The organism is Streptomyces sp. DF42, from assembly GCF_058267695.1.
Genome location: NZ_CM177859.1, coordinates 9855828 through 9869390, shown reverse-complemented (window position 1 = coordinate 9869390; position 13563 = coordinate 9855828). Strand labels below are relative to the sequence as shown.

At 69.5% G+C, this 13563-nt stretch carries 9 protein-coding genes and 2 pseudogenes; 6 read left to right on the top strand and 5 right to left on the bottom strand.

Going from position 1 to position 13563, the window contains the following annotated elements:
• Window positions 1-4: 4 nt before the first annotated feature.
• Window positions 5-4642: a caspase family protein gene (locus ACYUED_RS45410; protein WP_491290222.1), complete on the bottom strand. Its 4638-nt coding sequence runs from the start codon at window positions 4640-4642 to the stop codon at window positions 5-7.
• A 4-nt stretch (window positions 4643-4646) separates the two neighbouring features.
• On the bottom strand, window positions 4647-5522 hold the full coding sequence (locus ACYUED_RS45405; RefSeq protein ID WP_491290221.1) for a hypothetical protein: 876 nt from the start codon (window positions 5520-5522) through the stop codon (window positions 4647-4649).
• Window positions 5523-5977: 455 nt separating this feature from the next.
• Here ACYUED_RS45405 and ACYUED_RS45400 point away from each other — a divergent pair.
• Window positions 5978-6177 (top strand): annotated as a pseudogene (locus ACYUED_RS45400) (integrase core domain-containing protein); the annotation flags it as partial.
• Here ACYUED_RS45400 and ACYUED_RS45395 read toward each other — a convergent pair.
• On the bottom strand, window positions 6174-7529 hold the full coding sequence (locus tag ACYUED_RS45395) for a cytochrome P450 (RefSeq protein ID WP_491290220.1): 1356 nt from the start codon (window positions 7527-7529) through the stop codon (window positions 6174-6176). The pseudogene ACYUED_RS45400 and the gene ACYUED_RS45395 overlap by 4 nt on opposite strands.
• Window positions 7530-8566: 1037 nt before the next feature.
• Between ACYUED_RS45395 and ACYUED_RS45390 the strand changes: the two genes are divergently transcribed.
• The 3 genes from ACYUED_RS45390 (at window position 8567) to ACYUED_RS45380 (ending at window position 10073) form a co-directional block, all read left to right on the top strand.
• On the top strand, window positions 8567-8959 hold the full coding sequence (locus ACYUED_RS45390; protein WP_491290219.1) for a site-specific integrase: 393 nt from the start codon (window positions 8567-8569) through the stop codon (window positions 8957-8959).
• 136 nt (window positions 8960-9095) lie between these two features.
• Window positions 9096-9407, top strand: coding sequence for a hypothetical protein (locus ACYUED_RS45385; RefSeq protein WP_491290218.1), 312 nt, complete (start codon window positions 9096-9098; stop codon window positions 9405-9407).
• 9 nt (window positions 9408-9416) lie between these two features.
• Window positions 9417-10073: a tyrosine-type recombinase/integrase gene (locus tag ACYUED_RS45380; protein ID WP_491290217.1), complete on the top strand. Its 657-nt coding sequence runs from the start codon at window positions 9417-9419 to the stop codon at window positions 10071-10073.
• A gap of 179 nt (window positions 10074-10252) precedes the next feature.
• On the opposite strand, the gene ACYUED_RS45375 is transcribed toward ACYUED_RS45380, so the two are convergent.
• On the bottom strand, window positions 10253-11197 hold the full coding sequence (locus ACYUED_RS45375) for an MBL fold metallo-hydrolase (RefSeq protein ID WP_491290216.1): 945 nt from the start codon (window positions 11195-11197) through the stop codon (window positions 10253-10255).
• The gene (locus ACYUED_RS45370; protein ID WP_491290215.1) at window positions 11194-11484 is read right to left on the bottom strand and encodes a fumarylacetoacetate hydrolase family protein; all 291 of its coding nucleotides are present in this window, start codon (window positions 11482-11484) and stop codon (window positions 11194-11196) included. The genes ACYUED_RS45375 and ACYUED_RS45370 overlap by 4 nt, the downstream gene beginning before the upstream one ends.
• Window positions 11485-11512: 28 nt before the next feature.
• Here ACYUED_RS45370 and ACYUED_RS45365 point away from each other — a divergent pair.
• Together ACYUED_RS45365 and ACYUED_RS45360 are read left to right on the top strand one after the other, a co-directional pair.
• Window positions 11513-12778, top strand: a pseudogene (locus ACYUED_RS45365) (IS30 family transposase); the annotation flags it as partial.
• Window positions 12779-12949: 171 nt separating this feature from the next.
• Window positions 12950-13555: an ABC transporter ATP-binding protein gene (locus ACYUED_RS45360; protein WP_491290214.1), complete on the top strand. Its 606-nt coding sequence runs from the start codon at window positions 12950-12952 to the stop codon at window positions 13553-13555.
• Window positions 13556-13563: the final 8 nt, after the last annotated feature.

Here is a 13563-nt window from a genome sequence, read left to right as displayed (position 1 = left end):
GGCTCTACGGAGGTGTGCGGGGGCCGCAGGGTCCGGCGGGCGCCTGTGGGCCGAGCCACAGCGACATCACCCCTGTCGCCGTGCGCACGGCGACACGGTCCCCACCGAGCTGGACCAAGTCCTGGAAGGGCGCCCCCAGGTGTACCTCCGTAGCGGTCTGAGCCGCTTCGGAGTCCACAATCCGGAGGACCTGATCCGTGCCGACAACCACCACCGTCGGCCGTCCGTGCAAGGTGAGCAGATGCAGCGCCACGGGCGTTGCGCAGTCCGGGTGCTTCCAACTCCACTGCAGGCGACGGGAGTCGACGCCCCAGACGGTGATCTCGCCGCCCCCGGTCACCTGGCCGAGGACCGGTTGCCCCACCCAACTCCCCAAGGACACGGCCCGCAGCACATCTCCGCCATCCAGGTCCAACTCCGTCCAGGGGCCGCATATTGACAGGACATGCGTCCTGCCGTTGCTCTCGCTCACGGCGGCCAGCAGCCGGTCGCCGTCTTCCAGGAGGCACAAGTTCTCCGGACTCGGGAGGGTGGGCCACTGCCCGAGGCGGTCACCATTGAAGTCCCATGCGCTCACTCGCCCCGGCTGGGCCAGGACAAGCGCTGCTCCTTGCGGTGTATGGCCCACACGTGCGGCCGTGACCGGCGTCCCCGGCGGCCACGGCAGTCTGGCCCGTCGGGCGATACGGACGAGAAGCCGCCATCGTGCACCGACCACACTGACGCCGAGGGATCCGCGCGGCAGGCGACGGCCCAGGGCTGGCAGCAGCCAGTCCAGGAAGGGCCTCGGGTACAGGTACCCCGGGGCTACGGCGACAGGAGGCGGCTGGGCCGAAGGCGTACCACGCCATACCAGTGGAAGGGCCGTCGGCCCGGAGGCAGGAACAACACCCATGGCCAGCTTGCCCGAGTACACGCCGGTGCCGGTGGCAGCGTCGATGACCTTCGGACTGACCTCACTGCCCGGGACCACGAGGACCGCCTGTCCATCAAGTCGCCCTAGGGAGAGGGTCGGTGGGATGGATCCGGTCTCTGCGATGGCTCCCTGCAGCCGCCGCAGCACCTCGATCACCAGCCTCAGACCGGCGGCCACCAATGGAGTGGCCAAGGTCTCGGCGAACATCTCTGCCGACCGCCCGACGTATTCAGGTACCTCCGTCTGCAGTCTCTCCAGCCAGGTGGGCTGAAGGGCGGTCACGTCCCAGACTCGTGCGGTGCCGTCGCCGTCACCTGCGGCCAATAGGGCATGCCCGCCGCGCGGCCGAGGGACGGTCATCACCTTGGTCCTGGCGGCGAGGTGCGCAACGACCTGTGTCCGACGCCGGCGTCCGTCGTACACGTCGAGGCCACCCGCTGCCTGCCGCACGCACAGCATGCGGGAGCCCACCGCTGCCACAGCGGAGGCATGTCCGGGATCGCCGTCGACCCATATCTCGAACCGCCGTCGCGACAGGAGTCCCCACCCCGCCACATGGTGCAGCTGGCTTCTTTCGTCAGGCGGCGACGATGTACGGCTTTTCCTCATGGTTGCCGCTATGCAGGTGGGCAGGACCTGAAGAGTCGTGAACTTCCCGGGCAGACCCCTTCTGGACCATGAGTGCAGCGTGCGCCAGCTGTCGCTCGGATCCAGGTCCCGGACAACCAACTCTGACCCTGCTTCGCGATGCGGGTCGACCAAGCCCAGAGCGACCGTCAGGTGCTTCCGCACACCGATGGAGATGCGCTGCGGCAGGAGCTCCTTCATCTCTCTTCGTCTGCGGCGCCTCAGCATCGCATCGAATCCGAATGGGTACGGCATAGCCCCTGTCCGCTCCAACGGCACAGTGAAACAGCTCAGTTCGCGGCCGTTTCGTGCGTCCAGGACACGGACCGTCCCGTCCTCTTCCAGCAGGGCCACCACATCCGTCCCGGCACATCGGGTGATCGCGTACGCCACAGCCGATGTGCCAAGGGGAGGCCCGACCGCTGTCCGGCGTGCGAGGTCCCACACGGTGAGCTCGGAGCGCTCGGTGCCCCTGCCGGTCGCTTCCACAAGAAGCAGCGGCTGTGTGCCCGTCGGATCGGCCGCAATGCCTTGGACAGCTGAGCCACCGCTCAAGGGCGAGTCGCGCAGCCGTACTCCTGCCGCGAAGTCCCACAGGTTCAGCCCTTCCGCCGAGAGCACCGCCAGCACCGTCTGCCCGCGCACGTGCAGTGTGGCCACGTCCCTCACTTCGGAGGGGAAGGAGCCCACGGTCCGAAAGGGAGCCGAGGCGTCATACGCCCACTGCGCCCGCCAGGGCATTCGGTGCTGTTGGGCGGCCACGGCTTCGGCGAGCTCGTCGGCACCCGACTGCAGGGCGGACAGCCGCAGTTGCTCAGCTCGGGTCAGCAGTCCGTCCCGCTGGGACAGGAGTGGCGCGATGCGTAGGAAGGCCCCGCCCGCCGCCACGGCGGCCGGGGCCTTGAGTCGGTCGACGGCGCGGGTGAGGGCCGTCGGTTCCGCGTGGAGGAGGAAGCCCGGGTCGAGGACGAGTGCGTCGATCCTGCCGGTGGCAACCGCGTGCGTGGCCAGATGGTCACGGACGTACGGGTCGGCTGCCGCCCAGTCGCGGCGTCCCGTCGTCTCGTCGACGGGCACCAGTGCGAGCAGCGCATCGGCGATGCGCCGCGGTGTCTCCGGGGCTGCGTCGGCGCGCAGTTCGTCGGCCAGGGACTCGTGGTACAGCCGGTACACCGACCGCCCCTCGGCGTCGGTGTCCTCGACGATGTGGGCGCCCGCGGTCTCCATGACCCAGGTGATGTGCGCCTGGGGCACCGGGCCTCCGGTCACCGCAGAGGCGATCGCAGGCCAGACGGCGCCTGCGGGCAGGCCGTTGCCCTCTGCATGGGCCAGCGCCGTGAGGAGTGCCCGGCCGCGTGCGGCGTCCCGGCGCAGCTGTTGGTCCAGAGCCCATTGGAACGCACTGGCCGCGGGCCGGCCCGCGACGTCGGCGGCGATTTCGGGAAGTTGGTCGGCCCAGTCGGCGGCGGCGGTGTCGAGTGGCTCCGCGCGGTGGGCGAGCGGCCGCGCCGTCAATCGCGCTGCCAGGTAGTTGCCATACGCGCGCCGAGCGATCACGGCGGCTGGGGCAGTGGCGCTCTCCTCGGTGTAGGGGCTGCTGCTACCCGGGCCGTCTGGGGCCAAGAGGAGCTTCTTGGCGTACGCGTCCAAGTCGCCGGGGGCCGTCCAGCGGCTGTCGTTGAGGTTGAGCGGGGCGAAGTCCGGGCCCAACGCGGGCAGGACGTGGCTGCGGGTGCCGATGAGGAGCTTCACGCAGGGCACTTCGGCGAGGGGCCGCAACAGGGACTGCGCGATCCGATGGGGTTCGTGGTCTGTTCCGCCGGTGCCTGCTTCGTCGAGTGCGTCGATGACGACGACGAGGGGTTCGGCACGGTCGGCGAGCGCCGCGCACAGTGCGGTCGGTTCGGTGGCCGTGGCGCCTGCCGCGTCGGCGATGGCCGCGGTCATGTCTTCGAGGAGTTTGTGGCGTGCGTGGATGGCGACGTCGACGGGCCGTTGCGGGTGGGGGGTGTCGGGGTTCAGATCCTCCAGCAGGGCACGGAGTTCCGGGCGCGCGAGCAGGACGAGCCTGCCGAGGAGGGACGACTTTCCGACGCCCGGGCCACCGGTCACCACGGCGCATCTGCCCAGCGTGGCGGAGCGGCCCTCCAGCCAGTTGGCGAGCTCCAGGAGCGCCGCTCGGCGCCCGGTGAAGTACGAGCCGACGAGGGCGCTGCCCTGCCCCTGCAGTCCATCGGTGCCGCGGCCGCGTGGCGCGAAGTGCACGAGGAGTTCCTCGCGTCGGCGGCGCGCTTCGGCGCTGAGCCAGGTGCGCTGCTCCGCCAGGTCGAGGCCTTCGGGCGTGTCAGGGGCGTAGCGCGGGTTGGGGAAGAAGGGGAATCCTTCACCGCTGGGTAGCGCTCCCCATGTCGCGTGCTGCGGCACGCCTGCGGTGCGCAGTGCCTCATTGGCCCGGTCCACCACTTGTTCCAGATAGAGCTTGGACTGGCGGTGGCCTCCGAGTGCGGGGTCGTGAACGGCTTCGCGCAGGGCCCGTGCGAAGGCGCCGTCCGAGGCCGCCTCCTCCAGTGAGCGAGCGGCGGCGATCACCGCGAAGCCCGTGAGGCGGTGCGGGTCGGCGGCCTGTGTGGCGGTCAGCGTCGAAGCCAGTTCGCCGGCGGTGGCACGGACGGCGTCCACTCCGCCCTGTGCGGCGAAACAGGTGTCGACGATGAGCAGCAGGCGCTCGACGCCGCTCTCCGTCGCGATGCGGACAAGGTCCTCGGTGGCGAGCGCGGTACCGGCCAGGCGGGTCGCGTGGCTGTCCCGGCACAGCAGGTAGTGGCGGTCGCCCGCGCTTTCGCCGTGTCCGGTGTAGTACAGGACTAGGGCGTCACCGGTCCGGTCCTCGGCTGCTGCCCAGTCGGTGAGGCTTCGCCGGAACTCGGCCGTGGGCACGTCGTGGAGTCGCTCTGCTGGGCCGTAACCGAGGTCTTGGAAGAGTTCGGTGACGACATCCAGTTCGGCCTCGACCCCCGGCAGCTGTTCGTGGTGGTCATAGTGTGTCGTGCCGCCGACGACGAGCAGGCGTCGGGGCGCGTCACCGTTCGGTTGTGCCACGGTCTCAGGGCCTTCCGAGGAGTCCGTTCGCGATGGCCCGCCCCGTTTCCACGGCGGTGAGGTGGTGCTCGATGGCGTGCGCCTGCCAGCCGTTGTTGATCAGGATGTCGTCCACGGGCCGGGGCCCGTCGGGGAAGTGTGGCGCCAACGACTTGGTGAGCGCCACCACGTCGTACCGGTCACACAGGTTGGTCCAGTGCTGGACGGCTCCGGGCCACTGCCCTCGTCCCCGCACCGGCTTCGGTGCCAGCCTGTCGAAGACGAGGTTGGGGATGCCCAGGGGGGACCCGATGGTGACGAACGTCGTTACCGGCCACTCGGGATGCGCGCACAGGGCCTCGTACGCGATCACGGAGCCCAGCGAATGCCCGATCAGGACACGGGTGTCGGACCCGATGGCCGCGGCCACCGCTTCCTGGACCCGCTGTCGCACGTCCGGCTCCGTCAGATATCTGCGCACTTGACGCAGGGCGCCCACAAGGAAACGGTCGGAGACGCGAGCGAAGAACGTGGAACGGGCCAGGGCTGCGAGGGCGCGTTGCGCGGACTGCGGGAACGGGGCCTTGCTCCCTTTGGAGGCGAGGGCGGGTACACGGTGGGGTTCGAGAGCAGCCGCCTGAGCCCACCAAGCGTTCAACAGGTCCAGTTCCAGTGGGTCGGTGAGGGCCCGCGCGGACCCGCCTTCCTCCCCCTTGCCCGATGCCGCGCCGGGAGAGCGGAACCAGTGACCGTAGAACGCGACACCGACATCCTCGGGCGATGCCTCCAACTGACCGGTGAGCCGCACACCGTCGGCGACAGCGGGGGCGATACCGGCGTGCAGCGTATGGCTCCCCAGGTACTGCTTGCCGATTCCGTGCACGACGACAATCACGGACACAGGCCCTCCCCCAGCCTCAGGCTTGCCGTGATCGTACAAGCCGGGGAGCACAAGCGGGACTTACTGGCTCTAACAAAAGCGGGTTGATCATGTGACTGTCGGCTTGATCGCTCGTTGATGAGGACATGGGGAAGCCTCAGTCGCGGCCGTGGCTCGTGTCGGACGAACTGTGGTCGCTCATCGAACCGTTGAGCGTCCAGCCGGTCGTTCTCTGGCCGGCCGCTGTGCTCCTTGCCCCATTCGGTCCCCTCAAGCCACCCGGGGTGCGGCTCACGAGACCACGGGAACGTCTTCTGGTAGGCGTGAAGCGGCAAGTGCAACTCGGCGGCCTTGTGCAAGAACGCGCGCTCCCTGCTCACCAGCGCCCAGGCCGTCTTGGACGTGCACCAGCGGCCAGCATCCTCTTCCTTAGCCGCGCTAACGCTGATGGGCATCCATCCCCGCTGGACCCGGCTCAGACCAACAGCAAGGTCGAACGCTTCCACCGCACCCTGCTCAAGGAATGGGCCTGCCAGCGGCCCCGTACCTCGGCGCCGAACGCCAAGCAGCGTTTGACGACTGGCTGGACTGGCACAACTACCGCCGACCCCACACCGGAACCAGCGGCCAAACCCCAGCCAGCCGCGTCACCAACGTGTCCAGCCAGCACAGCTAGAGGCCGACCCCGGCTCGGGGGCGGACGGTCATCCGCAGGGCGCGCGGCCGTACGGTGAGCCGGGCGACCTGGCGGATGACCTGGCCCTCGGCAAGTTCCAGCCGTACCGACCGCAGCATCGTCGCGAGCGCCGTGACCATCTCGGTGAGGGCGAGACGGTCTCCCATGCACTTGTGCTTGCCGTCCCCGAAGGGCAGGAATGCGCCCGGCGGCAGCTCCTGAGCGGCGTCGGTCCACCGGTCCGGGTCGAAGGTGAGCGGGTCGGGGAAGCGCTCGGGGTCGCGGTGCAGGGCGTGCTGGCAGTAGGCCAGCTCGGTGCCGGCGGGCAGCGTCCACTCGCCGAGCCGGGTCTCCTCGGTGGTGCGGCGGGTGACCAGCCAGCCGGGGTGGTGCAGCCGCAGGGTCTCGGTGATCACCCGGTTCAGGTATGGCAGCCGGATCACGTCGTCGAAGGCGACCGGCCGTTCGCCGAGTACCTCGTCCAGCTCGGCCAGGACCCGGGCCTCGACGCCGGGGTTGCGGGCGAACTCGTACAGCGTCCAGGACAGCACCGACGCGGTCGTCTCGGTGCCCGCCACGGCCAGGGTGAAGATCTCGGAGCTGATCTGATGCCCGGTCAGCGGCTCGCCGGTCTCCTCGTCGATGGCGCGCAGCAGCATGGAGAGCATGTCCCCGGTGTCGTGCCCGGAGGCCTGCAGTTCGTCGACGGCGGTGTTGATGGTGGCGCGTACGCCGGCCTGGGCCCGGTCGAAGCGGCGGTTGAAGGGCAGCGGCAGACGCTCGGCCCAGTCGGGCAGCATCATGCGCACACCGACGTCGTTCATCACCACCGACAGGTCGTTGCGCAGTCGGCGGAAGACGGCGTCGTCGAGGCTGCCGGCGAACACGGTCTTGGCCAGCATGTCGAGGCTGAGCCCGACCATCGCCTCGCGTACGTCGAGGGGCCGCCCGCGCTCCCAGCCGGCGACGGTGGCCGTCACCTCGGCGCGCATGATGTCGACGTACCGGCTGATCTCGGTGTGGGCGAACGCGGGTTGAAGCTGGCGGCGTTTGCGTACGTGGTCGCGGCCGGTGGCGGTGACGACGCTGTCGCCCAGCAGCTGGCCCAGCTTGTCGTAGAGCCGGCCCTTGTCGAGGCTGGGTCCCAGGGCCTTGAGTATCTGGTGGATCAGGGCCGGGTCCTGGACCACGATCGTGCGCGTCCCGGGTTGCAGGATGATCTCGACGAGTGGTTCCCGTGTCTCGCGCAGCGAGTCGATGAAGCCGAGGTTGTCGCGCATCTTCAGCGCGTGGCCGATGAGCGGAAACGATCCTGCGGCCCGGGGTATGGGGGGAGGCGCAGTGGACGTCACGGGTGATCCCTTCACGGCAGTCATGGGCGCCCTTATGACTGCCCTGAACCTTCCCCAGCGCAATCCTGTCATGAACGTGCCCTGCGCCACGTGGGACAAGCTGGTTGGTCACCTGCGGCGCCGGGCATCCATGCGGTCACCCCAGCGAACTGCTTGCGGACCAGCCGTCCGCCCTCGTCATCGGGCGGGCCGATGGTCACCGGTCGCCACGACATGGTTGAACATGTTTCCGTCGGTGCGGCACCTATGGGGCCATCGACGCTCGATTCCGGCGTGGGCTGCCAGCGTTCTCATACATCGATGCCGGGGGCGTCCCTCCTTGCCGCGCCTGCACGGCGAAGAACACCGCTTCCCGACCACGTCTCCGCGGTGGCTGGAGTCCGCGCAGGACTGACGTCAGTTGTGGGTCAATGCCCTCGGCGACCCTTGTCGTGGACTCTTGCGGTCTGGGACACGATCACTCTGTTCGGGCATGTCGGCTGGGACCCTGAACCCCAGCACTGGCGCCATCGAAGCACCGGCGGTGCCGGGCCTGCGTTACGGCGGGTGGCTGGGGTGCCGAACTCAGTGACCGGCCGGGCGGCGCCGGGGGCGATGTACTCGGCTCGGACCCGGGTGCACAGCGAGGCTGTGCTGCGGTCGTTCTACGCCTTCCACTTGGAGGAGGGCTCGGGCCCCATCATCAATCCGTTTCCTGCCGGGCGGGATCGCCGCCGTCCGGCGGCTGCGGGCGGCGCAACTCGGGGATCGAGCGGAGGCCGGTACCGACCATCGGTCCCGGTTCGGCTGCCTCGGCGGATTCCTGACCGCCGGTTCAACGAGCTGTTCGCCGCTCTGCGGTACTACCGGGACCGGGCTTTGCTGGCGTTCTGGGTTTCCAACGGCGCCCGTGCCGAAGAACTGCTGACGAGCTGCCAGCGTGACCCGATGCCGGGCGATCAGCTGCTCGGTGTGACCCGCAAAGGAACACGGACGTATCAGCAACTGCCGTCGTCCCCGGACGCCTTCGTGTGGCTGCGGCTCTACCAGGAGGAGGCATGGCGCGCGCGGGAGTGCCGCGGGATCCGGCCGAGAAGTTGTGGTGGACACTGCGGCGGCCGTTCGACCCGCTGACCTACCACTCGGCCCGGGCGATGCTGAACCGGGCCAACGCCCTGCTGGGGGCGAACTGGACGCTTCACGATCTGCGGCACACAGCCGCGTATCGGATGGCACGGGATCCGAAGCTGGCGCTGACGGACGTCCAGTGGGTCTTGGGCCATGCCCACCTGACGACCACCCAGATCTACGTGCCGGCTGGCCGCGACGAGATCGTCGAGGCCGTACGGGCGCACCATGTTCGCCAGGAGCGACTGGCCCGGATGCCGGCGGTGCCCGCCGCCGGATACCGGGCCCAGGCCCTCACCGACCTGTTCGGAGGATCCTGGTGAAGGCTCGTATCCGGCATCTGACCGGCGCGGCAGCCGCTGGCCCCGGCGAGCGGCTGCGGGTGCCCCAGGCCGCGGGCGGGCCGTTGGAACAGGCCCGCGCCCGGTTTCCCGCCCGCGCGGCCGGGACGGGGTGGCAGTGGAGTTCCTACGCCACACCGGCGCCCGCATCGAGGAGATGCTGGAGACCAGCCACCACACCCTGGTCCAGTACCGGCTGCCCACGACCGGAGAGATCGTCCCCCTGCTCCAGATCGCCCCCTCCAAGACGGACCAGGAACGCATCCTGTTGGTCAGCCCCGAGCTCGCCGACGTCCTGGCCGCCATCGTCCGCCGGGTCCGTGACCCTCGTACCGGCGCCATCCCGCTGCTGGCCGCCTACGACTACGAAGAGCGCACCTGGAACCCACCCGCCCCGCTGCTGCTGTTCCAGTGGGACCGCGCCGGATAACCGTCCCGCATGACCGGCGAATTCATCCGCCGCGCCCTGGCCGAGGTCCTCGCCTTCACTGGCCTCACCGACACCACCGGCCGACCTATGGACTTCGCCCCGCACGACTTCCGACGCGTGCTCATCACTGACGCCATCCGCTCCGGCCTGCCACCCCACATCGCCCAGGTCATCGTTGGTCACACCAACATCAACACCACCATGGGCTACAACGCCGTCTACCCCGCCGAGACCATCGAAGCCCACCGCGCCTTCATCACCCGCCGCCGCACCCTGCGCCCCGCCGAGGAATACCGCACCCCCACCGACACCGAGTGGGACGACTTCCTCGGCCACTTCGAACGCCGCAAGCTCTCCGTCGGCACATGCGCCCGCGCCCACGGCACCGCCTGCATCCACGAACACGCCTGCGTCCGCTGCTCGCTCCTCCGCCAGACCCCGGACAGCGCGGACGTCTGGTGGAGATCCGCGACAACCTCCTGGATCGGATCCGCGAGGCCGAAGGGGAGGGCTGGCTCGGTGAGATCGAAGGACTCCGTGTCAGCCTGGCCAGCGCCGAGGCCAAGATCGGCCAGATCGACTCCGCAGCAGCGGGTGGGCCCATCCTGCTGGGGCTGCCAGCTGCGCGGTCTGCTCGGCAGGGGGGCGGTGTCTGCTCCGGGGTGAGGTCGTAGCGCAGGCGTGCGAAGCGGACCGGGTGACGGTACCGCCGGCGTCGATGACGTGGCGGTGGCGGCGACGAACTCGGCGACCGTGTTCGGCCGGACCGGGCGGTACTCCACTTGGGTCAGCGGGCGATCGTGGGTCCGTCCTGGTGTACGGGTGCGTGAGGCAGGCCGACGCGGTCAGACCCGGCTATGGAGAGGGCCCGAGTTGTAGGTGATCGCGTCGGCGAATGCCTGGGGCAGGTCGAAGGGGTGGCCGGTGGTGTCGGCGTAGGCGCGGTGCAGGTTGAGGACGATGCGTTCCGCGTCGGGCAGGTCGGCGAAGGGGCCGAGGTGGCAGGCGCGTGCCGCTTGCAGGGGTGTGAGGCCGTCGCGCAGGCCGGCCTGGGCGGTGGTGTGGACGAGTCGGTAGTACGCGCGGTGCTGGTCGAGTACCGCCGGCAGGGCGTGTGCGTCGATGACGGGGCCGTGGCCCGGTACCACGTGTTCGGGTGCGAAGGAGGCGATCCAGTCCAGGGAGCGCAGGGCGCCGTCCAGGGAGCCCATGAACACCAGCGGGGTGACGCGGTGGAAGAGCAGGTCTCCGGCGAACAGCACGCGTTGTTCGGGGAGCCAGGCGATCAGGTCGCCGCTGGTGTGCGCGGGATGGCCGGGGTGGTGGAGTTCGATGGGATGGCTGTCGCTGTGCAGGGTGAGCGCTGTGCGGATGGTGAGGTCCGGGGCGCGTCGGGTGACCGCGCCCCAGTCGGGCACGGGCTGCCAGATCGGCGGGCAGCCGTCGATGATGGTGTCGGTGAGGATGCCTTCGCGGGTGGCTTCGTGCGCGATGACCACCGTGGTGCGGGGCAGCAGGCTGTTGCCGTGGGTGTGGTCGCCGTGCAGGTGGGTGTTGACCAGGTAGCGGATCGGTGTGCCCGGTGCCGCCCGGCCGACAGCGCCCAGCAGGCCCCGCGTGCGGTTCTCGGTGGCGCAGGTGTCGATGAGGACGGTGTGGTCGTCGGTGATGACGAACCCGGCGTTGTTGATCCACCAGGAGCCGTCGTGCTGTATCCAGGCGTGCACGCCGGAGGCCACGGCGTGGGCGGCGCCTGCGGTGTCCGGTGCCGGGCTCTGGGCGGGGGTCATCGGCGGCCTCCGTGGGGTGCGAGGGCGTGCGGGTGCGAGGTGGCCCGCAGATCGCCGACGGGGCGCTCGGCACGCTCGGTCACGCGGCAGGTCTGGGTGCCCAGGTGCTCGACGCTGAGGGTGACGGTGTCTCCCGGGGCCAGGGGTGGGTGGGCGTCGAGTCCGTGGCGTCCCCACAGTTCGGCCAGGCAGCCGCCGCCGCAGGTTCCGGAGCCGAGGATGTCGCCGGTGCGGACCTCGGTGCCCCGCGAGGCGTAGGCGATCATCTGGGCGTAGCTGAAGGCCATGTTGCTCCACACGTCCTCGCCGACGACGGTAGCGTCGTTGGCGGTCGGCGTGTCGTGGCCGGTGGGTGCGAGGTGGTTTCGTCACGCTGGCGGCATGCCTCCGATCTCGTTGGCCGAGCCCACGGGCCGGTACCTCGCGTTCGAGGAGCGCGAGGAGATCGCGATCCTCAGGGCGATGAACAAGGGCGTGCGCGAGATCGCCCGCGCCCTGGGGCGTGACCCCGGAACGATCTCTCGCGAACTGCGCCGCAACGCCGCCACGCGCAGCGGCAAGCAGGAGTACCGCGCGACGGTCGCCCAGTGGAAAGCACAGCAGGCCGCCAAGCGCCCGAAGACCGCGAAGCTCACAGGCAACGACAGGTTGCGTGAGTACGTGCAGGACCGGCTCGCCGGCAGCGTCCGCCGCCCCGACGGCACGATCGTCATCGGGCCCAAGACGCCCGCGTGGAAAGGGCTGAACAAGCCGCACCGGCAGGACAGAAGATGGGCGACGGCATGGAGCCCGGAGCAGATCTCGCACCGGCTCCATGCCGACTTCCCCGATGATGAGTCCATGCGCATCAGCCACGAAGCGATCTACCAGGCGCTGTTCATCGAGGGCCGTGGCGCGCTCAAGCGGGAACTGGTCACGTGCCTGCGCACCGGCCGGGCGCTGCGGACTCCCCGTGCACGGTCGCAGAACAAGCCGCAGGGGCATGTCACCGCGGACGTCGTCCTCAGCGAACGCCCCGCCGAGGCTGGGGACCGCGCGGTCCCCGGACACTGGGAAGGTGATTTGATCATCGGGACGGGTCGCTCCGCGATTGGCACGCTGGTCGAGCGCAGCAGCCGCTCCATGCTCCTGGTGCACCTGCCCCGGCTCGAGGGCTGGGGCGAGAGTCCGCCCGTGAAGAACGGCACCTCACTCGGGGGCTATGGCGCGATCGCGATGAACGCGGCGCTCACGACGTCGATGACCCGGCTGCCCGGGCAGCTACGCAAGACCCTCACCTGGGACCGCGGGAAGGAACTCTCCGGCCACGCCCAGTTCGCCATCGATACCGGGACGAAGGTGTTCTTCGCCGATCCCCACTCGCCCTGGCAACGACCGACGAACGAGAACACGAACGGGCTGCTGCGTCAGTACTTCCCGAAGGGCACCGATCTGTCCCGGTGGTCCTCCACGGACCTCGAAGCCGTAGCCATGGCGATCAACAACCGGCCCCGCAAGACCCTCGGCTGGCGGACACCCGCCGAGGTCTTCGAAGAGCAGCTACGCTCGCTGCAACAGCCCGGTGTTGCAACGACTGGTTGAACTCGCCCAATACACATCGTTCACGCTCGCCGAACACCTGGATCCAGAGTCTCCGGCCAACCCGGAACGGTTCACGCCTGTGCTGTGGCGTTTCCATGCGGCCCTTGGTTCGTTGGCAGCTGTGGGGCATCCATATGGCCTACCTCGGAGGGGGAGGGAGAGGTCGCGTTGATGGAGGCAGAGGGAGTCCATCATTCCTACGGTGTTCGGCGGGTATTGCGCGGTGTCGATGTCGCGCTGCCCGCGGGGTCGGTGGTGGGCATTGTCGGCGAGAACGGGGCGGGTAAGTCGACGCTGTTGAAGATCCTTTCGGGGGAGCTCCGGCCGGACCGGGGCGTGGTCCGGCACGGTGGGCGGTTCGGGTACTGCCCTCAGCAGGTGGTGCTCAACGACGTGTTCACGGTGCGTCAGCATCTAGAGCTCTTCGCTGCGGCTTATGACGTTCCGGATCTGCGGCGGGCGGAGGAGGTCATGGCGATCCTGGGTTTCGCCCAGTACGCCGGGGCCCTGGTGGGAACCCTCAGTGGCGGCACGCGGCAGAAGCTGAATCTGACGCTCGCGGTGATGCACGACCCGCAGGTGCTGCTGCTGGATGAGCCGTACCAGGGGTTCGACTGGGAGACGTACCTGCGTTTTTGGGATCTGGTCGGGGACCTGCGTGCGGCCGGCCGATCGGTTCTCGTCGTCTCGCATCTGGCCTACGACACCGATCGTCTCGATCAGGTGTGGCGGTTGCGGGACGGTGTGCTGCATCGACGGCAGGAGGAGGTGCGATGAGGCGAGGG